The organism is Amycolatopsis thermophila (assembly GCF_030814215.1).
In the GTDB taxonomy this organism is placed as follows: domain Bacteria; phylum Actinomycetota; class Actinomycetes; order Mycobacteriales; family Pseudonocardiaceae; genus Amycolatopsis_E; species Amycolatopsis_E thermophila.
Map to the genome: position 1 here is coordinate 754,893 of NZ_JAUSUT010000001.1, position 22,076 is coordinate 776,968.

At 71.6% G+C, this 22,076-nt stretch carries 20 protein-coding genes and 2 pseudogenes; 7 read left to right on the top strand and 15 right to left on the bottom strand.

Annotated elements, in window-relative coordinates; all coding sequences use genetic code 11:
- Positions 1–12: 12 nt before the first annotated feature.
- From FB470_RS03780 to kdpF, 6 genes are read right to left on the bottom strand one after another with little or no spacing between them, the layout of a single operon-like run.
- Positions 13–705, bottom strand: coding sequence for a response regulator (locus FB470_RS03780; RefSeq protein ID WP_306988774.1), 693 nt, complete (start codon positions 703–705; stop codon positions 13–15).
- The gene (locus tag FB470_RS03785; RefSeq protein WP_306988775.1) at positions 702–3,248 is read right to left on the bottom strand and encodes a DUF4118 domain-containing protein; all 2,547 of its coding nucleotides are present in this window, start codon (positions 3,246–3,248) and stop codon (positions 702–704) included. The genes FB470_RS03780 and FB470_RS03785 overlap by 4 nt, the downstream gene beginning before the upstream one ends.
- Positions 3,249–3,263: 15 nt before the next feature.
- Entirely contained in the window at positions 3,264–3,851 is a 588-nt protein-coding gene (locus tag FB470_RS03790; RefSeq protein WP_306988776.1) for a potassium-transporting ATPase subunit C, read from the bottom strand.
- Positions 3,845–5,908 carry a potassium-transporting ATPase subunit KdpB gene (kdpB, locus tag FB470_RS03795; RefSeq protein ID WP_306988778.1) on the bottom strand — a complete coding sequence of 688 codons (2,064 nt, stop codon included), beginning with the start codon at positions 5,906–5,908 and terminating at the stop codon, positions 3,845–3,847. The genes FB470_RS03790 and kdpB overlap by 7 nt, the downstream gene beginning before the upstream one ends.
- The gene (kdpA, locus tag FB470_RS03800) at positions 5,905–7,566 is read right to left on the bottom strand and encodes a potassium-transporting ATPase subunit KdpA (protein WP_306988779.1); all 1,662 of its coding nucleotides are present in this window, start codon (positions 7,564–7,566) and stop codon (positions 5,905–5,907) included. Before kdpA ends, kdpB begins: the two co-directional genes overlap by 4 nt.
- Positions 7,566–7,661 (bottom strand): K(+)-transporting ATPase subunit F, encoded by a 96-nt coding sequence (kdpF, locus tag FB470_RS03805; RefSeq protein ID WP_306988780.1) that lies wholly within the window; start codon positions 7,659–7,661, stop codon positions 7,566–7,568. The genes kdpA and kdpF overlap by 1 nt, the downstream gene beginning before the upstream one ends.
- 346 nt (positions 7,662–8,007) lie before the next feature.
- On the opposite strand from kdpF, the gene asnB reads away from it, so the two are divergent.
- Together asnB and FB470_RS03815 are read left to right on the top strand one after the other, a co-directional pair.
- Positions 8,008–9,846, top strand: a complete 1,839-nt coding sequence (gene asnB, locus FB470_RS03810) for an asparagine synthase (glutamine-hydrolyzing) (RefSeq protein WP_306988782.1) — start codon at positions 8,008–8,010, stop codon at positions 9,844–9,846.
- An 81-nt stretch (positions 9,847–9,927) separates the two neighbouring features.
- Positions 9,928–10,449, top strand: a complete 522-nt coding sequence (locus FB470_RS03815) for a YflT domain-containing protein (RefSeq protein WP_306988783.1) — start codon at positions 9,928–9,930, stop codon at positions 10,447–10,449.
- Positions 10,450–10,549: 100 nt separating this feature from the next.
- Here the strand turns inward: FB470_RS03815 and idi are convergent, their stop codons facing one another.
- From idi to rsmD, 8 genes are all read right to left on the bottom strand, one after another.
- On the bottom strand, positions 10,550–11,095 hold the full coding sequence (gene idi / locus FB470_RS03820) for an isopentenyl-diphosphate Delta-isomerase (RefSeq protein ID WP_306988784.1): 546 nt from the start codon (positions 11,093–11,095) through the stop codon (positions 10,550–10,552).
- A gap of 18 nt (positions 11,096–11,113) precedes the next feature.
- Positions 11,114–11,977: a bifunctional DNA-formamidopyrimidine glycosylase/DNA-(apurinic or apyrimidinic site) lyase gene (mutM, locus tag FB470_RS03825; protein ID WP_306988786.1), complete on the bottom strand. Its 864-nt coding sequence runs from the start codon at positions 11,975–11,977 to the stop codon at positions 11,114–11,116.
- Between the two features lie 181 nt (positions 11,978–12,158).
- Positions 12,159–12,899, bottom strand: a complete 741-nt coding sequence (rnc, locus tag FB470_RS03830) for a ribonuclease III (RefSeq protein ID WP_306988787.1) — start codon at positions 12,897–12,899, stop codon at positions 12,159–12,161.
- A gap of 14 nt (positions 12,900–12,913) precedes the next feature.
- Entirely contained in the window at positions 12,914–13,096 is a 183-nt protein-coding gene (gene rpmF / locus FB470_RS03835; RefSeq protein WP_167098616.1) for a 50S ribosomal protein L32, read from the bottom strand.
- Positions 13,097–13,171: 75 nt separating this feature from the next.
- Entirely contained in the window at positions 13,172–13,759 is a 588-nt protein-coding gene (locus tag FB470_RS03840) for a YceD family protein (protein ID WP_306988789.1), read from the bottom strand.
- A 55-nt stretch (positions 13,760–13,814) separates the two neighbouring features.
- Positions 13,815–14,537, bottom strand: coding sequence for a DivIVA domain-containing protein (locus tag FB470_RS03845; protein WP_306988790.1), 723 nt, complete (start codon positions 14,535–14,537; stop codon positions 13,815–13,817).
- A 293-nt stretch (positions 14,538–14,830) separates the two neighbouring features.
- Complete coding sequence (gene coaD / locus FB470_RS03850) at positions 14,831–15,313, bottom strand: pantetheine-phosphate adenylyltransferase (RefSeq protein WP_306988791.1); 483 nt, start codon at positions 15,311–15,313, stop codon at positions 14,831–14,833.
- A 20-nt stretch (positions 15,314–15,333) separates the two neighbouring features.
- On the bottom strand, positions 15,334–15,906 hold the full coding sequence (rsmD, locus tag FB470_RS03855; protein WP_306988792.1) for a 16S rRNA (guanine(966)-N(2))-methyltransferase RsmD: 573 nt from the start codon (positions 15,904–15,906) through the stop codon (positions 15,334–15,336).
- 119 nt (positions 15,907–16,025) lie between these two features.
- Between rsmD and FB470_RS03860 the strand changes: the two genes are divergently transcribed.
- The 3 genes and pseudogenes from FB470_RS03860 to FB470_RS03870 form a co-directional block, all read left to right on the top strand.
- Entirely contained in the window at positions 16,026–18,158 is a 2,133-nt protein-coding gene (locus FB470_RS03860; protein WP_306988793.1) for a HelD family protein, read from the top strand.
- A gap of 112 nt (positions 18,159–18,270) precedes the next feature.
- Positions 18,271–19,206, top strand: coding sequence for a glutamate ABC transporter substrate-binding protein (locus FB470_RS03865; protein ID WP_306988795.1), 936 nt, complete (start codon positions 18,271–18,273; stop codon positions 19,204–19,206).
- Positions 19,207–19,375: 169 nt separating this feature from the next.
- Positions 19,376–19,637 (top strand): annotated as a pseudogene (locus tag FB470_RS03870) (IS110 family transposase); the annotation flags it as partial.
- A 37-nt stretch (positions 19,638–19,674) separates the two neighbouring features.
- Here the strand turns inward: FB470_RS03870 and FB470_RS03875 are convergent.
- A complete protein-coding gene (locus FB470_RS03875) occupies positions 19,675–20,754 on the bottom strand; it encodes a DNA polymerase III subunit beta (protein WP_306988796.1) in 1,080 nt (359 codons plus the stop codon).
- 75 nt (positions 20,755–20,829) lie between these two features.
- Between FB470_RS03875 and FB470_RS03880 the strand changes: the two are divergent.
- Together FB470_RS03880 and FB470_RS03885 are read left to right on the top strand one after the other, a co-directional pair.
- Positions 20,830–21,824, top strand: a pseudogene (locus FB470_RS03880) (LLM class flavin-dependent oxidoreductase).
- A gap of 63 nt (positions 21,825–21,887) precedes the next feature.
- Complete coding sequence (locus tag FB470_RS03885) at positions 21,888–22,028, top strand: hypothetical protein (RefSeq protein WP_306988797.1); 141 nt, start codon at positions 21,888–21,890, stop codon at positions 22,026–22,028.
- Positions 22,029–22,076: the final 48 nt, after the last annotated feature.

The window sequence follows — 22,076 nt, forward strand, 5'->3', positions numbered from 1 at the left end:
CCCGCGGGCGGATCACGCCTCGAAGCGGTAGCCCATTCCCGGCTCGGTGATCAGGTGCCGTGGGCGGGAGGGCTCGCGTTCCAGCTTCCGGCGCAGCTGGGCCAGGTAGACCCGCAGGTAGTGCGACTCGTTCTCGTACGCCGGGCCCCACACCTCGCGCAGCAGCTGTTTCTGCGCCACCAGCCGGCCGCGGTTGCGTACCAGCAGCTCCAGCACACCCCACTCGGTCTTGGTCAGGTGCACCTCGACGCCGTCGCGGTGCACCTTCTTCGCCAGCAGGTCCAACGTGAACGACGAGGTCTCGACCAGTGCCTCGCCCTCGGGCGAGTGCACCGCCGAGCGCCGCAGCGCCGCGCGCAGCCGCGCCAGCAGCTCGTCCATCCCGAACGGCTTCGTCACGTAGTCGTCGGCACCCAGGTCCAGCGCCTTGACCTTGTCCGGCGACTCGCCCCGCGCGGACAGCACGATGATCGGCACCGTCGTCCACCCGCGCAGCCCGCTGATGACGTCCGTGCCGTCGATGTCCGGCAACCCCAGGTCCAGCACCACGACGTCGGGCTTCGTGTCGGCCACCGCGCGCAGCGCCGCCGCGCCGTCGTGCGCCGTGACCACCTGGTACCCGCGGGCGGTCAGGTTGATCCGCAGCGCGCGCACGATCTGCGGTTCGTCGTCGACCACCAGGACCGTGCCGGCCTGCCCGGTCACGGCGCCACCTCCTTCAGCACCGCCGACACCACGTCCGGGGCCTGGCACGCCTTGAGGGCCACGACCACCGTCAGCCCACCACCGGGGGTGTCCTCGGCTCGGATGGTGCCGCCCATCGCCTCGGTGAACCCCTTCGCCACGGACAAGCCCAGCCCGACACCGGGTGTCGCGTCCCGGTCCCCCAGCCGCTGGAACGGGGCGAACGCCGTCTCCGAAGCACCCTTCCGCAAACCCCGCCCGTGGTCGACGATGCGCAGCTCGACCCACTCCGCGTAGGCCGAACCGCGCACCGCCACCGGACCGCCACCGTGCCGCAGCGCGTTGTCCAGCACGTTCGCGACCACCCGCTCCAGCAGTCCGGGATCGGCCTGCACCGCGGGCAGCCGCTCGTCCACCTCGACGGCCACCGGCTCCGAACCGTCCACATCCGACAGCGCGTGCGCCACGACCTCGTCGTAGCCGACCGGCCGCAGGTGGGTGCGCACCGCCCCGGCCGCGAGCCGCGACGAGTCGAGCAGGTTGTTCACCAGCCGCGCGAGCCGGTCGGTCGACTCCTCCGCCGCTTCCAGCAGCTCCTCGGTGTCCTCCGGCGACAACTCGATGTCGTGCGCCCGCAGGCTCCCGATCGACGCCTTGATCGAGGTCAGCGGCGTGCGCAGGTCGTGCCCCAGCGCGGACAGCAGCGCCGTGCGCAGCTGGGTCGCCTCGGCCTGCCGCTCCGCTTCGGCCTGAGCCGCGGCCATCCGCTGCTGCCGCAGCGCGAGCAGCGCCTGCCCGGCCGCCGCCTCCAGCGCCCGGCGGTCAGCCGCCGGCAACGCCCGGCCGCGCAAGGTCAGGTGCACGTCGGCGGTGACCGGGATGTCCACATCGGCCTCGTCCGGCTTCCCGCACGGGTTGGCACCGGCGTGCTCGGCGACCTGCCACCGGCCGTCCCGCCTTTCCAGCAGCACCACGCAGTCCATGCCGAAGTTCTCGCGCACCTTCTCCAGCAGCCGCGGCAACGGCTCGGCGTGGGTCAGCACGGTGCGCGCGTAGGACGCCAGCAACGCGGCCTCGGTCCGCGCCTGCGCCGCCTGCGTGGCCCGCCGCGCCGCGCGGTCCACCACCAGCGCGACCAGCACAGCGACCAGGACCATCGCGACCAGCGTGGTGACGTTGGTCTGCGCGTGCACGGTCAGCGTGTAGAGCGGTTCGGTGAAGAAGAAGTTCAGCAGCCCGGCCGACAGCAGCGCGGCCACCAGAGCCGGGCCCAGCCCGCCGACGAGCGCGACCACGACCGTGGCGAGGAAGTAGTCCACGACGTCGGTGGAGAAGTCCAGCTCGCCGCGCAGCAGCACCCCGGTGAGCGTGGCCAGCGCCGGCGCCGCGAACGCCAGCACCCACCCGATCAGCAGCCGCGACGGCGCCAGGGGGCTGCGCCGCCCCAGCCACGACCGCCACCGCCCGCCGGCCTCGTCGTGGGTGACCATGTGCACGTCGATCTGCCCGGACCGCCGCACCACCGACGCGCCGATGCCCTCGTCGAACAGCCGCGCCACCCGCGATCGCCGGGACGTGCCCAGCACGAGCTGGGTGGCGTTGACACCGCCTGCGAAGTCGAGAAGCGCCGCCGGGACGTCGTCACCGACGACGGTGTGGAACGTGCCGCCCAGCTGATCCGCGAGTTTGCGGTAGCGGCCGGTTTCGACCTGCCCGAGCGCGGACAGCCCGTCGCCGCGCAGGACGTGCAGCACCAGCAGGTCCGCCCCGGCCCGCGCGGCGATGCGGCTGCCGCGCCGGACCAGCGTCTCGCTCTCCGGCCCGCCGGTGATCGCCACGACCACCCGTTCGCGCGCCTCCCACGTGTCGGTGATCCGCTGCTCGGCGCGGTAGCGCTGCAGCGCCACGTCCACCTGGTCGGCCAGCCACAACAGCGCCAGCTCGCGCAGCGCCGTGAGGTTGCCGGTGCGGAAGTAGTTGCCCAGCGCCGCGTCGATGCGCTCGGCGGGGTAGACGTTGCCGTGCGCCAGCCGCCGCCGCAGCGCCTGGGGCGTGATGTCGACCAGCTCCACCTGCTCGGCCCGGCGCACGACGTCGTCGGGCACGGTCTCCTGCTGCCCGACCCCGGTGATGCGTTCGACCACGTCGCCCAGGCTCTCCAGGTGCTGCACGTTGACCGTGGACAGCACGTCGACGCCGGCCTCGAGCAGCTCCTCGATGTCCTGCCAGCGTTTCTCGTTGCGCGAGCCGGGCGCGTTGCTGTGCGCCAGCTCGTCCACGACGGCCACCTCCGGGGCGCGGGCGAGCACCGCGTCCACGTCCAGCTCGTCGAACTCGCGCCCGCGGTAGGTGATCGCACGCCGCGGCACGGTTTCCAGCCCGTCGAGCAGCTGCGCGGTCTTCACCCGGCCGTGGGTCTCGACCAGTCCGACGACCACGTCGGTGCCGCGGTCGTGGCGGCGGCGCGCCTCGCCCAGCATGGCGTAGGTCTTGCCCACGCCGGGTGCGGCACCGAGGTAGATGCGCAGCTCTCCCCGGCGCGGCGGGTCCTTCTCGACGTCCACGGGTTCAGTGTGCTCCTAGGAACCGGCGGCCTGGCGGATCGCGACGTTGAGGTGCAGCACGTTCACCCCGGGGATGCCGAGGCCGTGGCCGGTCGTGTCGTCCGCGACCAGCTGCCGCACCTCGGACTCGGGCAACCCGGTGTTGCGCGCGACGCGCGGCACCTGCAGATCGGCGTAGGCCACGCTGATCGTGGGGTCCAGTCCCGACGCCGACGCGGTCACCGCGTCGGCCGGCACCGCGTCCGGTGAGACGCCTTCGCGCCGCGCGACGGCCGCCTTGCGCTCCCCGACGGTGGCGACCAGGTCCTCGTTGAACCCGCCCTGGTTGGACCCGCCGGACACCGACGGGTCGTCCGTCGCGGTGGGCCGGGTGTGGAAGAACGGGTCGTGCGCCGGATCCGCGGGCACCGGGTCGATGCCGATGAGCGAGGACCCCACGACCTGGCCGTGCACCGTCACGAGCGACCCCTCGGCGTGGTCGTGCAGGCCGGGGATCCGGGACACCGCCCACACGCCGAACGGGTAGACCACCCCCAGCAGCACCGTGAACACCAGCAGCACCCGCAGTCCCGCGGCGGTCTGCTTGAGCAACGACCTCACCATGACGACCACCCGATTCCCGGGATGAGGCGGACCACGAGGTCCACGAGCCAGATGCCGAGGAACGGCGTGACGAGTCCGCCGGCCCCGTAGACCAGCAGGTTGCGGCGCAGCAGCGCCGACGCGCTCGACGGCCGGTACCGCACGCCCCGCAGCGCCAGGGGGATCAGCACCACGATGATCAGCGCGTTGAAGATCACCGCGGACAGGATCGCCGAGCGCGGCGTGGCCAGGTGCAGGATGTTCAGCGCGGCCAGCTGCGGGAAGATCGCCCCGAACATGGCCGGCAGGATCGCGAAGTACTTCGCGACGTCGTTGGCGATGCTGAACGTCGTCAGCGCGCCGCGGGTGATCAGCAGCTGCTTGCCGATCTCCACGATCTCGATCAGCTTCGTCGGATCGGAGTCGAGGTCGACCATGTTGCCGGCCTCCTTCGCGGCCGACGTGCCGGTGTTCATCGCGACCCCGACGTCCGAGGCGGCGAGCGCGGGTGCGTCGTTCGTGCCGTCCCCGGTCATCGCGACCAGCCGGCCGCCCTCCTGCTCGCGGTGGATGAGCGCCATCTTGTCCTCGGGCCTGGCCTCGGCGAGGTAGTCGTCGACACCGGCGTCCTCGGCGATCGCGCGTGCGGTGCGCGGGTTGTCGCCGGTGATCATCACCGTCCTGATGCCCATGCGGCGCAGCTCGGCGAAGCGCTCCCGCATCCCCGGCTTGACCACATCGGACAGCCGGATCACGCCGCGCACGACCGCGTGCCCGCCGATGAGCTCGGCGACCACCAGCGGGGTCCCGCCCTGCTCGCCGATCTCGCCGACGATGCGCTCGGTCTCCTCCGGGAAGCCGCCGCCGTGCTCGCGCACCCAGTCGCGGACCGCGCCCGCGGCGCCCTTGCGGACCTGGCGCCCGGGCAGGTCGATCCCGCTCATCCGGGTCTGCGCGCTGAAGGGGACGAACTCGCCGCCCTCGGGGACCGGCGTGCCGTCGGTCAGTTCGACGACGCTGCGCCCCTCCGGGGTGCCGTCCGCCAGGCTGGACAACCGCGCGGCCTCGGCCAGCTGCCCGGGCGTGGCTCCCCCCACCGGGATCAGCTCGGTGGCACGCCGGTTGCCGAAGGTGACCGTGCCGGTCTTGTCCAGCAGCAGCGTCGAGACGTCCCCGGCGGCCTCGACCGCGCGGCCGGACGTGGCGAGCACGTTGCGCTGCACCAGCCGGTCCATCCCGGCGATGCCGATCGCCGACAGCAGGGCCCCGATCGTCGTGGGGATCAGGCTCACCAGCAGGGCCGTCAGCACGACCACCGGCTGTTCGCTGCCCGAGTAGGCGGCCATCGGCTGCAGCGCCACGACGGCGAGCAGGAAGATGATCGTCAGCGTGGACAGCAGGATCGTCAGGGCGATCTCGTTCGGAGTCTTCTGCCGCGAGGCACCCTCGACCAGCGCGATCATGCGGTCCATGAAGGACTCGCCCGGCCTGGTCGTGATCCGCACGACGATCCGGTCGCTGAGCACGGTCGTGCCGCCGGTGACGGCCGAGCGGTCACCGCCGGACTCGCGGATCACGGGCGCGGACTCGCCGGTGATGGCCGACTCGTCGACGGTGGCGATGCCTTCGGCCACGTCCCCGTCGCCGGGGATCGTCTCCCCCGCCTCGACGACCACCAGGTCCCCGACCCGCAGGTCGGCGCCCGGCACGCGTTCCTCGCCGCCCGGCACGATCCGCCTCGCGACGGTCTCCTTCTTGGTGCGGCGCAACGACTCCGCCTGCGCCTTGCCGCGGCCCTCAGCGACGGCCTCGGCCAGGTTGGCGAACACGACCGTGAACCACAACCACACGGCGATCAGGATCGTGAACACGCTCGGATCGGTGGCCGCGAAGACGGTCGTCAGGACCGAGCCCGCCCACACGACGAACATGACCGGGTTGCGCACCTGGTGGCGGGGGTCGAGCTTGCGCAGCGCGTCCGGCAGCGAGGTGAGCAGCTGCCGCCCGGTGAACACCCCCGCCCCGGCGCGTTGCGTTTCCGCCGGCGTTCCGGCGGGTTTCTCCTGGGTGATGGTCATGCCACGGCCTCCGCGATGGGACCGAGCGCGAGCGCGGGGACGAACGTCAGCGCCGCGACGAGAACGATGGTTCCGGCGAGCACGGACCCGAACAGCGGTCCGGTCGTCGGCAGGGTGCCCGCGGTCTCCGGCACCTTCTTCTGCGCCGCCAGCGAACCGGCCAGGCACAGGACCGCGATGATCGGCACGAACCGGCCGATCAGCATCGCCACCGACAGCGACGACTGGAACCAGCCGGCGGTGACGGTGATCCCGGCGAACGCGCTGCCGTTGTTGTTGCCGGTCGAGGCGTAGGCGTAGAGCACTTCGGACAGTCCGTGCGGGCCGCTGTTGCCCAGCGCGCCCGTGGTGCCCGGCACGAGCAGCGCCGCGCCCGCGCCGAGCAGGACGACCGTCGGCATCGCCAGCATCGCGACGGCGGCCGCGGTCACCTCGCGCTTGCCGAGCTTCTTGCCCAGGTACTCCGGGGTGCGCCCGACCATGAGGCCGGCCAGGAACATCGCGATGATCGCCATCACCAGGATGCCGTAGAGGCCGGTACCGACGCCGCCGGGCGAGACCTCACCGAAGAGCATCTGCAGCAACGGCATCCCGCCGCCCAGGCCGCTGAAGCTGTCGTGCATCGCGTTGACCGCACCCGTCGACGTGCCGGTGGTGCTGGTGGCGAACAACGAGGACGCGCCGATGCCGAACCGCTGCTCCTTGCCCTCCAGGCCGGCTCCGGCCAGCAACGCGGCGGGTCCGTTCGGGTGCGACTCCGCCCACCAGGTGACGACCAGGACGAACGTCCACAGCAGACCCATCACCGACAGCAGGACGTACCCCTGCTTCGGGTTGCCGGCCAGCCTGCCGAACGTCCGGGTCAGCGACACCGGGATCACCAGGATGAGGAAGATCTCGACCAGGTTCGTCCACGCGGTCGGGTTTTCGAAGGGGTGGGCGGAGTTGGCGTTGAAGATCCCGCCGCCGTTGGTGCCCAGCTCCTTGACGACCTCCTGGCTCGCGGTGGGCGCCAGGGAGATCGTGCTCGGCGTGCCGTCCACACCGGTCACGGTGACGCCGGCGCGCAGGCTCTGCGTGACGCCGAGCGCGATCAGCGCGATCGCGAACACCACCGCCACCGGCAACAGGATCCGCACGGTGCCACGGGTCAGGTCCACCCAGAAATTGCCGAGCCGGTCGGTCTTCGCGCGCGTGAACCCGCGGATCAGCGCGATCGCGACGGCCAGCCCGACCCCGGCGGACAGGAAGTTCTGCACCGTCAGGCCGGCCATCTGCACCAGGTGACCCATCGTGGTCTCGGGCACGTAGGACTGCCAGTTGGTGTTCGTCACGAAGCTGACCGCGGTGTTGAACGCGACGCCCGGGCTGACCGGCCCGCGACCGAGGCTCAACGGCAGCAGCGGCTGCAGGCGCTGCAGCAGGTACAGGAAGACGATGGACACCAGCGAGAACCCGAGGACACCGAGCGCGTAAGTGGGCCAGCGCTGCTCGGAGGACGGGTCGACGCGGAACACGCGGTACAGGCCGCGCTCGAGCTTCAGGTGCTTCTCACCGGTGAAGACGTGCGCCATGTAGTCGCCCAGCGGCTTGTGCACGAGCGCCAGCGCGGCGACGAGGATTCCGGCCGTGACCAGGCCGGACGCGAGGTCCGGCATCAGAACCTCTCCGGCTGCAGCAGCGCGACGAACAGGTAGACGATCAGGCCCAGCGCCGTCACACCGCCGACGACGTCGGCCACCAGCCCCGTCACAACCGCTCCAGCCCGCGCAGCGTCAGCGCCAGCACCGCGAACCCCGCGACCAGCAGCACCGCGTACAGCAGATCCGCCACTTCGCACCTTCCGACTCGGGTCACCTGGCCGGTGACCGCCCGGGTGACAGAGTGCGTCCGCGGTGTCCCGTTCCAGCGGTGGCCTGACGGCGCCTTGACGCGCCGCCGGGGCTCGTTTACGTGTTCTTGAGGTGCGTGTGCATCCAGTCACAGTGCGTGAAAATCATCCGTCAGAGCGGTCAGATCGGGCAGACAGTTACCGGTGAGTTGTGTTACCACGGTGTTACGCATAGTTGTACTTGCTAAGCATCGGGAGGGTAGTACGCATGTGCGGAATCACCGGCTGGGTCGCCTACGACTCGGATCTCACCCAGCGGCGCGAGGTGCTCGACGCGATGACGGGCACCATGGCCTGCCGCGGCCCCGACGACGAGGGCACCTGGATCGCCCCGCACGCGGCGCTGGGGCACCGGCGTCTGGCCATCATCGACCTGCCCGGCGGACGCCAGCCGATGTCGGTGACCACGCCCGCCGGCGAGGTCGCGATGGTCTACAGCGGCGAGGCCTACAACTTCGCCGAGCTGCGCCGCGAACTGGAGGGCAAGGGCCACACCTTCCGGACCGACAGCGACACCGAGGTCGTGCTGCACGGCTACCTCGAATGGGGCGAGGCCGTCGCCGACCACCTCAACGGCATGTACGCCTTCGCCATCTGGGACGCCCGCGACGACAAGCTCGTCATGATCCGCGACCGGATGGGCATCAAGCCGTTCTACTACTACCCCACGCGCGACGGGGTGCTGTTCGGCTCCGAGCCCAAGGCGATCCTCGCCAACCCGGCGGCGCGGAAGGTCGTGGACGCCGACGGGCTGCGTGAGCTGTTCTCCTTCACCAAGCGGCCGGGTTGGTCGCTGTGGCACGGGATGTCCGAAGTGGAGCCCGGCACGATCGTCCGCGTCGACCGCGACGGCGTGCACACCCGAACCTACTGGAAGCTCGAGGCGCGCGAGCACACCGACGACCAGGAGACGACCGTCGCGCGGGTGCGCGAGCTGATGACCGACATCGTGCACCGGCAGCTGGTCGCCGACGTACCGCGCTGCGTGCTGCTGTCCGGTGGCCTGGACTCCAGCGCGATCACCGGTCTGGCCGCGGCCCGGCTGCGTGAGGATGGCGAGCAGCTGCGCACGTTCTCGGTCGACTTCGTCGGGCAGGAGGAGAACTTCAAGCCCGACGAGATGCGCGACACCCCGGACTCGCCGTTCATCCGGGACGTGGCGAAGCTGGTCGACTCGGCGCACCAGGACGTCGTGCTGGACCCGGCGGCGCTGTCCGACCCGGAGGTGCGCCGCGCGGTGGTGAGGGCGCGGGACATCCCGGCCGGCATGGGCGACATGGACACCTCGCTGTACCTGCTGTTCAAGGCCATCCGATCGGAGTCGACGGTGGCACTGTCCGGCGAGTCGGCCGACGAGGTGTTCGGCGGGTACCGGTGGTTCCACGACGACACCGCCCGCAACGCCGACACCTTCCCGTGGCTGGCGTTCCGGACCGGCGTGCAGGACGGCGGGAACCTGTTGCGCGGGGACGTTTCCCGGACGCTGGACCTGGACGGCTACATCGCCGACCAGTACCGGACCGCGCTGGGCCAGGTCGAGCACCTGGACGGGGCGAGCGGCCTGGAACGGCGGATGCGCGAGGTGTGCCACCTGCACCTGACCCGGATGGTGCGGGCGCTGCTGGACCGCAAGGACCGCGCGTCGATGGCGGTCGGGCTCGAGGTGCGGGTGCCGTTCTGCGACCACCGGCTCGTCGAGTACGTCTACAACACGCCGTGGTCGCTCAAGACGTTTGACGGCCGGGAGAAGAGCCTGCTGCGGCACGCGACCAAGCACGTGCTGCCGCAGTCCGTTGTGGACCGGGTGAAGAGCCCGTACCCGTCCACCCAGGACCCCGGCTACGCGGCCGTGTTGCAGCAGCAGGCCAAGGAAGTGCTGGCGCAGAAGGACAGTCCGGTGTTCGAGCTGGCCGACCGCGGGTGGGTCACCGAGGCCGTGGGCCAGGACCCGGCCGCCATGACGTCCCTGACGCGCCACGGCCTGGACCGGCTGCTCGACCTGCGCCACTGGTTCGACATCTACCGCCCGGAGCTGCGGCTGGCGTAGCTGAAAATTCCCTGTGAAGTTCAGACATAGGGCACAAGTGGGTATGCGGGAGCGTTGAACAGGTCAGGAGAGGTGAGACAGATGACCCAAGCATTCACGCAGACCGCGTTCTCAGGCGCTCGCACCGCCCCGCAGCTCCCGACCCTGCCCACCGGCTGGCCGATCGGGTCGTACGAGTCCTACGAAGAGGCCCAGCGGGCCGTCGACCACCTCGCCGATCACGACTTCCCCGTGGCGGACGTCACGATCGTCGGCGTCGAGCCGATGCTGGTCGAGCGGGTCGCGGGCAAGCTCAGCTGGGGGCGGGTGCTCGGGGGCGCCGCGATGTCGGGTGCCTGGTTCGGTGTGTTCGTCGGCTTGCTGCTGACGTGGTTCACGCCGGGCGCCGGGCTGCTGCCGATCCTGTTCGGGCTCGTCGCCGGTGTCGCCTTCAGCATGGTGTTCGCCGCCATCAGCTACGGCGCGACCCGCGGCCGCCGCGACTTCGTGTCGCAGACGCAGCTCGTCGCGCGGCGCTACGACGTGCTGAGCCAGCCCCGCAACGCCGAGAAGGGCCGCGACCTGCTGGCGAACCTGGCGGCGCGGACGCACGCCTTCAACTGAACTCCCTGACCCCGAAAGCCCCGGACCGCGCCGCGGTTCGGGGCTTCTTCTTCGCCCGCGCCGGATCGCGTCCCGCGTGCACGAGCGCACCGGCCGGCTGTCAGCGCTGCGTCGCACCCGCCGAAAGTGCTTCCGCCAGCCGCGGCACCTGGAGCCGCGACCACGGGCTGAACACGAACGGCGTGCGGCTCATGCTCTCCACGAGATCACCCCACCCGGCCCACTGCCACTCGCACACCTCGTCCGGTTCGGGCAGCGGGTCGGCGGCCGCCTCGGCGACCCACACCGGGCAGAACTCGTTCTCCACGACCCCGCCCGCGTCGGTGGCCGTGTAGCGGAAGTCGGGCAGCACCTCCCACAGGCCGGTGACCTCGAAGCCGAGCTCCTGCTTCGCGCGGCGGGCGATGGCCGACGCCATGTCCTCGCCCGGGCCGGGGTGACCGCAGAACGAGTTGGTCCACACCCCGGGCCAGGTCTTCTTGCCGATCGCCCGGCGCGTCAGCAGCACGCGCCCGCCGGAGTCGAAGACGTAGCAGGAGAACGCCAGGTGCAACGGGGTGTGTGCGTCGTGCACCGTCCTCTTCGGGGCCGTCCCGATCGGGACGAACCGCTCGTCGAGCAGCACCACGAGTTCTTCCTGGGGCACGTGTCCCGCCTTCCCGAGTCAGTGCGTGCGGCGCGGCCGGGGCTGGCAGCGCGGGCAGAAGTAGGACGACCGGTTCATGAACGGCTCGCGGCGGATGGGCGTGCCGCAGCGGCGGCACGGCCGGTCACCCTGGCCGTAGACGTTCAGCGAACGGTCGAAGTAGCCGGACTGGCCGTTGACGTTGACGTAGAGCGCGTCGAACGACGTGCCGCCGGCCTGGAGCGCCTCGTTCATCACCTCGGTGGCAGCCTCGAGGACGGCCGCGCCCTGGGCGCGCGTCAGCTTCTCGGTGGGACGGGCCCAGTGCAGGCGGGCGCGCCACAGCGACTCGTCGGCGTAGATGTTGCCCACACCGGAGACCAGGGTCTGGTCCAGCAGGGCGCGCTTGATCTCGGTGCGACGGGAACGCAGGGCCTGGACCGCCCGGGCCGGGTCGAACGCCGGGTCCATCGGATCACGGGCGATGTGCGCGATGGGCGAGGGCAGGAGGACGCCGTCGGAGTCGACCAGGTCGGCCAGCGCGAGGCCGCCGAACGTGCGCTGGTCGACGAACCGCAGCTCGGGACCGCCGTCGTCGAAGCGGAAGCGCACGCGCAGGTGCTTCTCGTCGGGCGTGCCCTCCGGCTGGACGAGCATCTGGCCGCTCATGCCCAGGTGCGCGAGGATCGCCTCCTTGTCGGAGAGCTCCAGCCAGAGGTACTTGCCGCGGCGGCGGGCCGCCTCGATGCGCGCGCCGGCGAGGCGGCCGGTGAAGTCGTCCGGGCCCAGCTCGTGACGCCGGATCGCACGCGGGTGCAGCACCTCGACACGCGCGATCGCCCGGCCCGCGACGTGGGCCTGCAGCCCACGGCGGACCACTTCGACTTCGGGAAGCTCCGGCACTCCACCACCCTATCCACGACCACCGACAATCCCCGACGTCCGACCGGGTCGCATGACGACGACGCAGCGTGACACCGGGCAGGTTCCACGAGGACCCAACGCGTCACGCTCACCGGATGTGCCGGGAACGACGAAGCCGGGCCGCTGCACCACGGCAGCAACCCGGCTTCCGAACAGCGAACTACTCCGAGCCCTCGGGCTTCAGCTCCTCCGACAGCGAGCGCCACGCGGTCTCGGCCGCCTTCTGCTCGGCTTCCTTCTTCGTGGTGCCGTTGCCGTTGCCCAGGTCGCGCCCGGCCACGAGGACCGTCGCGCTGAACTCCTTGCGGTGGTCGGGCCCGGTGTCCTCCACCTTGTACTCCGGGACGCCCAGACCGGCCGACGCGGTCAGCTCCTGCAGGCTCGTCTTCCAGTCCAGCCCGGCCCCGCGCAGCGGAGCCTCGGCCAGCAGCGCGTCGAACAGGCGGTGCACCAGATCGCGCGCCGCGTCGATGCCGTGCGCCAGGTAGACCGCACCGATGACGGCCTCGAGCCCGTCGGCGAGGATGCTCGCCTTGTCGCGCCCGCCGGTGAGCTCCTCGCCCTTGCCCAGCAGCAGGTGCGCACCGAGACCACCGTCGCCGAGCCCGCGCGCCACTCCGGCCAGGGCGTGCATGTTGACCACGCTGGCCCGCAGCTTCGCGAGCTGCCCCTCCGGCAGATCGGGGTGCGTGCGGTACAGGTGGTCGGTGACGACGAGACCGAGCACGGCGTCGCCGAGGAACTCGAGCCGCTCGTTAGGCGGCAACCCACCGTTCTCGTACGCGTACGAACGGTGGGTGAGCGCTAGCGTGAGCAGCTCGGCGTCGAGGTCGACGCCGAGCGCTTCGAGCAACGGTTTCGGGTCGGCGGCCGGCCCTCCCGATCTCGACCTGCCCCCCATACTGGTCAGCGACCTCAGGCGGGCTCGACGACCTGACGACCGTCGTACTGGCCGCAGGTCGGGCAGGCCACGTGCTGCGGCTTCGGCTGCCGGCAGGCCCGGTTCGAGCAGGGCACCAGCTGCACGGGCGTCGCCTTCCACTGCGCACGACGGTGGCGCGTGTTGGAGCGCGACATCTTCCGCTTCGGGACGGCCACGACTGAATCTCCTCATCCACGGTTCGCTCACGCGGGCGCGAGCGTGCTTACTCAATGCTTACGAGCTGATGCCCGTCAGGCTTGCCGGCCGGGCCCGCCCGAGGACGAGTCGTCGAAACGCTCGACCAGCGCGGCCCACCGAGGGTCTATCGTCTCATGCCCGTGTCCGGGCTCGAGATCGGCCCACTTCCCACCGCATTCCGGGCACAGCCCCGGGCAGTCCTCGCGGCAGAGCGGGACCTGCGGCAGGGCCAGCACGACGGCGTCGCGGACCAGTGGTTCGAGATCGATCCGGTCGTCGACCAGGCGCGCGACCTCGTCCTCGTCGGTGGTCTCGTCGGTGGTCGAGTCCGGGTAGGCGAACAGCTCGGTCAGCTCGACCTCGACCTCGTCGGAGATCGGGTCGAGGCAGCGGGAGCAGGCGCCGGTCGTGCGCGCCGCGGCGGTGCCGGTGACCAGCACGCCCTCGACCACCGATTCGAGCAGCAGGTCCAGCTCGACCTCGGCGCCCGCGGGCACGACGATCACGTCGGGCACGCCCAGCTCGACGCTGGTCGGCGCGGTGCGCTGGATGGCGCGGCTCAGGCCGGCGCGCCGGCCCAGCTCACGGGTGTCGACGACCCACGGATTGCGGGCGTCGGGAGAGTCACTGTGCTGAGACATCGGTCCGTTGTGTCGGGGGCGGAAGGCAACCCCACTACTGTACGCCTCCGCCGGATCAGGGCTGGAAGTCGTACAGGGGTGTTTGCCGCTGGGACAGGCCGGACGGGGCGCGCAGGTGGTTGCGGCCGGAGTCGACCGTGCGCAGGGTCGTGGACAGCAGTTCGGAGAACTCGGCGAGCTTGCCGTCGACGTAGGCGTCGCAGTCGGCGCGCTGGCGGTCGGCCTCGGCGTGGGCCTCGTCGACGATGCGCGCGGACTCGGCGTGCGCGGCCTGCACGACCTCGGTCTGCGACACCAGCCGGGACTGCTCGTGGCGGCCGTCCTCGACGGCCCGCTCGTAGGCGTCGCGACCGGCCTGCATCATCCGCTCGGCCTCGGCACGGGCCCGCTCGGTGAGGTTGTGGTACTCGGCCTGGCCCGCGGCGATCATGCGCTCGGCCTCGGCGCGGGCGTCGGCCATGACCTGCTCGGCGCGCGCCTGCGCGTCGGCGATCATGCGCTCGGCCTCGGCGGCGGCCTCGGAGGTGACCCGCTCGGCCTCGGCGGTGGCGTCGTTGACCGTGGTCTCGGCCTGGCTGCGGGCCTTGTTGATCAGGTCGTCGCGCTGGTCGAGCACGTCCTGCGCGTCGTCGACCTCGCGGGGCAGCGCGTCGCGCACGTCGTCGAGCAGCTCGAGGACGTCCCCGCGGGGAACCACGCAGCTGGACGTCATGGGCACCCCGCGTGCCTCTTCGACGATCGTGACGAGCTCGTCCAGCGCCTCGAACACCCGGTACACAGCGACTCCCTAGGTGGCCTTTCCCCATCCGGCTTGACCACAAGTCTGCCCGTTCCCCCGGGGAAACGGGGGAACGCTGCGTCACCGGGCGTGTCAAGAGGAACACTCAGGACGTCACGTCGACCAACTCGAAGCCGGCGTAGTGGTCGCCGGTGCAGAAGTGCTCCCCCGCCGAGCCGGTCCCGTCCTGCTCGTACGGGTACGGGCCGCCCTGCCGGATCAGCGGGTAGGTGTCGGTGGCTTCGGGCGCGGAGCGCGACCACCAGGCGGCCGAAAGGTGAACCGTCGCCCGGTCAGGCCCGTTCGGCGAGTTTCGCGGTCAGCTTCTCGAAGACGACGCCGGGCACCAGGTTCTTCACGTCGCCGCCGTAGGTGGCGACCTCCTTGACCAGCGAGCTGGACACGAAGCCGTAGGCCGGGTTGTTCGACATGAGCAGCGTCTCCACCCCGGAGAGCTCGCGGTTCATCTGCGCCATCTGCAGCTCGTAGTCGAAGTCGCTGACCGAGCGCAGGCCCTTGGCGATCGCCGCGATGTCGTGCTGCCTGCAGTACTCGACCAGCAGGCCGTGCCACGAGTCCACCCGCACGTTGGGCAGGTGCGCGGTGATCTCGCGCAGCATCTCCATCCGCTCGTCGATGGAGAACATGCCCTTCTTCGACTTGTTGATCATGACCGCGACCACGACCTCGTCGAACAGCTTGGCCGCCCGCTCGATGATGTCGAGGTGGCCGTTGGTCACCGGGTCGTAGGAGCCTGGACACACCGCACGCCGCATGGCGCGGACGCTACCAAGCTCTACCCCCCGTGGCGCGATGAAGTGACGTACTCCGCCCAGTACAACGCCGTGTCGCCGTAACGCGAGGTGCGCAGCGGCCGGAAACCCGCCGGCCACTCCGGCTCGCCGTCCCGCAGCGCGCGCTCGACGATCACCAGCCCGTCCTCGGCGAGCCAGCCACCCTCGGCCAGTGCCACCAGCACGGCCCCGATCCGGCCCGCACCCACCGAGTACGGCGGGTCGGCCAGCACCAGGTGGAACGGTTCGCCCGCGGGCTGCGCCAGCACGGTCTCGACCGGACCGGAGCGCACGGAACCGCCCAGCCCGAGCGCGGTCACGTTGGCCTTGAGCACCTGGACGGCGCGGCGGTCGGACTCGACGAACACCGCGTCCGCCGCGCCCCGCGACAGCGCCTCGAGCCCCAGTGCGCCGGAACCGGCGTAGAGATCCAGGACACGTGCCTCCCGCAGCTCCCCCGCCGCCTCCAGGGCGTTGAACAACGCCTCCCGCACGCGCTCGGACGTCGGCCGGGTGCCCTGCGGGGGCACCTTCAGCCGCCTGCCGCTCGCCGCGCCCGCCACGATCCTGGTCACACCCCCATCATCGCGCTGTGTTCTGCGCGGTGTTTTGGCCAGGACCCGGTGAACAGCGCGCGCGGCACGCGTAGAGTCAATCTTCCTGTTGCCGGCGAAGTGAGCTGTAGGAGCGCTGCGTGTCGGAACCTCGGGTCAGACGGGCCGAGATCGCCATCGAACAACATCACGTGGACCGCGTCTACACCCGGCTCGCCGAACTCCGGGCGCAGGCGGAGGCCATGCGCGCCAAGGGTTACGAGATCGGCCACGGCGCCCAGCGCGAGGCCGTTTTCGAGCAGGCCTCGATGCTGTTCGAGCGCGACATGATGGTCCACCACGCGACCCAGACGCTGCAGACGCTGGACGCCGAGTACGAGGGCCTCGTGTTCGGTCGTCTGGACCACACCAGCGGGGAGAAGATCTACGTCGGCCGCCTCGGCATCCGCGACGCCGAGTTCGACAACCTGGTGACCGACTGGCGCGCCCCCGCGGCCGCCGCGTTCTACCAGGCCACGGCCGAGGAACCGATGGACGTGGTCCGCCGCCGCGTCATCCGCTGCTCCGGGCAGACGGTGCTCGACGTGGACGACGACGTGCTGATCCCGGAGGCCGTCGGCGACGACATGCGGGTGGTCGGCGAGGGCGCGCTGATGGCCGCGCTGGGCCGCTCGCGCGGCGACAAGATGCGCGACATCGTCGCCACCATCCAGAAGGAGCAGGACGAGGTCATCCGGGCCCCGTGGCGCGGTGTCACCGAGATCACCGGCGGCCCGGGCACCGGCAAGACCGCGGTCGCGCTGCACCGCGCGGCCTACCTGCTGTACCGGCACCGCCGGCAGCTCGGCGGGGCCGGCGTGCTGGTGGTCGGCCCGTCCGGGGTGTTCACGAACTACATCTCGCGCGTGCTGCCGTCGATGGGTGAGACCAACGTCGAGCTGCGGGCGCTGGGCGCCGTGCTCGACGGCATCGACACCGACCGGCAGGACCCGGCGCCGCTGGCCGCGATCAAGGGATCGCTGCGGATGCGCAAGGTGCTGCTCAAGGCGATGCGCGACACCCCGCCGGACGTCCCCGACGAGATGCGCATCCTCTACAAGGGCGACCTGCTCAAGCTGACCCGCAAGGAGCTGGAGAAGGTCCGCCGCCGCGTCCACGGCCACGGCGGGCCGCCGAACCGGTCCCGGGTGCGCGCGGCCGAGGCGCTGCTGGAGGCGCTGGCCGACCGCGCCGAGGAGAACGCCCGCACCGACGGCCGCACCATCGACCGCGCCGAGCTGATCCACGACCTGGGCGAGCGGATCGACTTCCACCGCTTCCTCGTCGTCTGGTGGCCGGTGCTGTACCCCGGCGAGATCCTGCGCTGGCTGGGCGATCCGAAGCGGCTGACGAAGGCCGCGCGCGGCGTGCTGACCCCCGGCGAGGTCGATCTGCTGGCGGCGTCCTTCGCCGACCGCGAGCGCGAGTGGACGGTCGCCGACGTGGCGCTGCTCGACGAGCTGCGCGTGCTGGTCGGCCCGCCGCCCAAGCGCCGCCGCCGCGCCCAGCAGATCGAGCTGGACGCCGCACCGCCGGAGCGCGGCTCGCAGGGCAAGCCGCACCGGCCGGAGCACTACGACGAGTACTCGCACATCGTCGTCGACGAGTCGCAGGACCTCTCGCCGATGCAGTGGCGGATGGTCGGGCGGCGCGGCAGGTACGCCAGCTGGACGGTCGTCGGCGACCCGGTGCAGAGCTCGTGGCCGGACCCGGAGGAGGCGGCCCAGGCTCGCACGCAGGTCTTCGGGCCGCGCACCCCGATCCGCCGCTACACGCTGCGCACCAACTACCGGAACTCGGCGGAGATCTTCGAGCTGGCCGCCCGCGTGGTCGCCGGGCACGCGGCGGAGGGCGAGCTGCCGCGCGCGGTCCGGACCACCGGTCTCGAACCGGACGTGCGGACGGTCGAGCCGGCCGGGGTGGAGAGCGCGGTGCAGGCCGCGGCGAAGGAGCTGCTGGACTCGGTCGAGGGCACGGTCGGTGTGATCTGCGCCATGGACCGGGTCGCCGAGGTCGGCACCTGGGTGCGGGGGCACGCCGACGAGCGGCTCAAGGTCGTCGGCAGCCTCGACGCCAAGGGCCTGGAGTACGACGCCGTCGTGCTGGTGGAGCCGACCGAGCTGATCACCGAGTCGATGACCGGCCGCCGGGTGCTCTACGTCGCGCTGACCCGCGCCACGCAGCAGCTGACGGTCGTGGCCTCCGACGACGAGTGGCTGCCCGCCGCGAAATAAATCACGAAAACCGCAACCCTTCCGTTAGTCCCCGTCATTTCCCGGGCAATTACCATGCACGGCGAGACCGATCGTCTCTTCGTGGTGTCACAGGACCGGGATGGAGCACCAAATGGCAGGTTGGGTGCGTGCTGCGCGCCGTACGGCGGCCTCGATCGGCCTCGCCGCGGCGCTGCTCACGACCGCCGCGTGCACGGGCGACGGCGGCAACGCGGGCGTGAGCGGGGACGTTTCCTCAGGTCAGGGAGTCATCGGCGAGGCGCCGGTGGCGAGCGAGGCGGACCTGGCGGCGAGCCCCACGGCACAGGCCATCAGGTCACGCGGCACGTTGATCATCGGCGGCGACGAGAACCTGCCCCTGCTGTCCCAGCGCAATCCGATCACCGGGAGCACCGACGGATTCGACGCCACACTCGGAAAAATGCTCGCGAAATACATCGTCGGCAGGCCGAACGTCAACATCGTGACGACCACACCGGAAACACGTGAGGCCATGCTGAAAACGGGCACCGTGGACACGGTGATCCGGATCTACACGATCACGGCAGAGCGGGCACAACGGGTCGCGTTCGCCGGGCCATACCTGCTGTCCGGGCAGGCGATCGCCACCCTCAAGGGCGCCACCGGCATCAACGACCCCGCCGACCTCAACGGCAAGACCGTGCTGGCGGTGGCGGGCACGACCAGCGTGACGGCGCTCCAGCAGCGGGCGCCGGGCGCGAAGATCACCACGTTCGGCACGGCCGAGGAGTGCGTGCAGGCGCTGGAGCAGGGCAAGGGCGACGCGTACGTGCACGATCTGACCGTGCTCGCCGGCGAGGCCCAGCTGGACGCGAAGCTGCAGATCAGCGGGCAGCCGTTCACCAGCGAGCCGTACGGCATCGGCCTCAAGCTCGGCGACGAGTCGTTCAAGCGGTTCGTCAACGACTGGCTGCGCAAGATCGAGGCGGCCGGGCTGTGGCAGCGGGCCTGGCAGGAGACGCTGGGCACCGTCGTGACGGGCACGGCGCCGACCCCGCCGCAGATCGGCTCGGTGCCCGGCTCCTAGGGCCGGTCCCGCGCCGCGGTGGCGGATCAGCTCCCCGGCGGGGCCGCCCAGCCTGGCCCTCGTGGCCGGTCGCCCGCCGCCCGGCTTCTTTTTCGTGGTTCCTGATCAAGGAGCTGTGGTCGCCAGGTTCGGTATGACTGATGCCCCCAGTCGAGGTCATGATGCGGGCTCCGGCACCAGCATCAAGGGCGAACACCCGGCCCGCACCGGCAACCGCAGCTCAAACGAGCCCTCTTCCTCGCCGCCTTCGCCGCTCTCTCCGACCCCACCAGCAGGACTACTACCAGCGCCAACGCGACGAAGGCAACAAGCACAACGCCGCCCTCATCTGCCTAGCCCGCCGCCGCTGCGACGTCATCTACGCCATGCTCCGCAACCGCACCTACTACCGCCCCCAGCCCACCCCGACCCCGTCAACGGCTGCGGCTTGACAACCCCATCGGGACACCCCGCGCCACGGGCCTTCCGTCACACCCGCATCGGGACCACCACGTAGGTCACCGCCACCCCGCCGTCCGCCGGGGCGGTGAACACCGTCGGCCGCAGACCCTCCTGCTGCTCGATCCGCACCCTCCGCCCGGCGAACGGTTTGAGCGCGTCGAGCAGGTAGCGCGCCTGGTACGTGGAGCTCCCGTGGCAGCCGGACACGCCGGCCTTGACGACCTGCTCCGATTCGCCGCCCCGCGGATCGCTGCTGAGCACCCGCAGCTCCCCGTCCCAGCCGGCGAGGGTGACCGTGCCGCGTGGCCCGGCGTAGGGCGACGCCCGGCGCAGGGCCGCGGCGAGCGCGTCGGCCTCCAGTTCGACCGTGCCGGACGGCTCGGCGCGGGCCAACTGCCGCGCCCGCTCGTCGGGGAAGGGAACCGCCAGCAGCGCGGTGACGAACGAGTCCGGACCCCAGGCCAGGCCGAGCCGGTCGTCGTCGGCGCCGAGGACGACCGACGGCGCCGCCCCGAACCCGCGTGCCAGACCGGACAGCACGGTCGCGGGCGCGAGCACGTCCAACGTGCCGCCGTCCCAGTCCACCGTGGCCAGTGCCATCCGGTACCGGTCGGTGGCCAGCAGCGTCAGCCCCTCCGCGTCGGTCCACATGCGCACGCCGGTGAAGATCGGCAGCGCGTCCTCCCGGGAGGCCGCGCTCGCCACAGCCTCGACGGCGGTCCGCAGGGCACGGCCGCCGACCGATCCCGCCAGTGGTGGCGCGTTCGCCACCGGCGGGTGGACCGCGCGATCCATCAGCGGCAGCGCGAACCGGGCGCCGGGTGCGCGGACCACCAGCCTGCTCTCCTCGACCACCACCCGCACCTCCTCCGCGTCGAGCGCCCGCAGCGTCTCGGCGAGCGGGCGGAGTGGCACGAGCGCCTCGCCGTCGGCGTGCACCAGGGCGGGGCGCTCCAACCGGAGCGCCTGGTCCGGCGCGGCCGCGGCGACAGCCAGTCCCTCCGCGGTGGCGGTCAGCAGAACACCGCCGAGGGCGGGCGCGGGGAGCAGCCGCGCCGCGTCCGCCGTCGCGGCGGCCAGGACGGCGGTGGAGGCGGTGAGGTCCATGCGGCGGACGTTAGCGGCGGGGTACGACAAAACCGGTGGGGAAGAGTCGCGGCCCGGCCGGCGTTGGACGTTGCCGTGAGTTCCCTGTCCGAGGTCGCGCTGTCCGTACTGGACCTGTCCCCCATCCCGAGCGGCGCCGACGCCGGTACCGCGTTGCGCAGCACCGTCGAGCTGGCCCGGCACACCGAGCGGCTGGGTTACCGCCGGTTCTGGGTGGCCGAGCACCACAACATGCCCGGTATCGCCAGTTCCGCCACGACGGTCCTGATGAGCCACGTGGCGGCGGCGACGGAGACGATCCGCGTGGGCTCCGGCGGGATCATGCTGCCCAACCACGCGCCGCTGGTGGTGGCCGAGCAGTTCGGGATGCTCGAGGCGTTCCACCCGGGACGGATCGACCTGGGCATCGGGCGTGCGCCGGGCACGGACCAGCGGACCGCGATCGCCCTGCGCGGGTCGGCCCAGGCGCTGGGGGCCGACGACTTCCCGCAGAAGCTGACCGAGCTGCTGGCCTACTTCGACGGCGACGGACCGGTGCGCGCGGTGCCCGGCGCCGGCTACCGGCCGCCGGTGTGGCTGCTCGGGTCCAGCGGGTTCAGCGCCCGCCTGGCCGGTTCGCTGGGGTTGCCGTTCGCGTTCGCGCACCACTTCAGCGCGCGGAACACGCTCCTGCGGTGCAGCTGTACCGCGACTCGTTCCGGCCGTCGGAGGCCCTGCCGGAGCCGTACGTGATGCTCGGGGCGGCCGTGATCTGCGCCGAGACCGACGAGCGGGCGCGGTGGCTGGCCGGGCCCAGCGGGCTGCAGTTCGCCAGCCTGCGCCGCGGGCGGCCGATCCCGCTGCCCACCCCGGAGGAGGCGGCGGAGTACGCGTACTCCGCCCTCGACCGGCAGCTGGTGGACGAACGCCTGGCCACGACGATCCACGGCTCACCGTCGACGGTGCGCAAGGGGCTGGAAGCGCTGATCGGAGACACCGGCGCCGACGAGATCATGATCACGACGATGGTGCACGGCGCGGCCGACCGGGTGCGCTCGTACGAGCTGGTCGCGCAGCTCGCCTCGGAGTAGCGCGGCAACATGCCTCTGAACTGGTCCGGGGTGCGGAGGCGGGCGAAAAGGTGACGATCAGCCGTGTCCGGGGGGCCGCGCGTGCGCTTGGTCGCCGTCGATCCCCGCACGTGGCGCAGCTGCCACGAGATCGCCGACGTGTTCACCGGCCCGGAGTGGGAGTGCGACCGCGACCGCGTCGACCAGGCGCTCCGCGCCCCGTGAGTGCCCGCGTGACGGCAGCGCGCGGGCACCGGTCGCCTCCAGCTACCG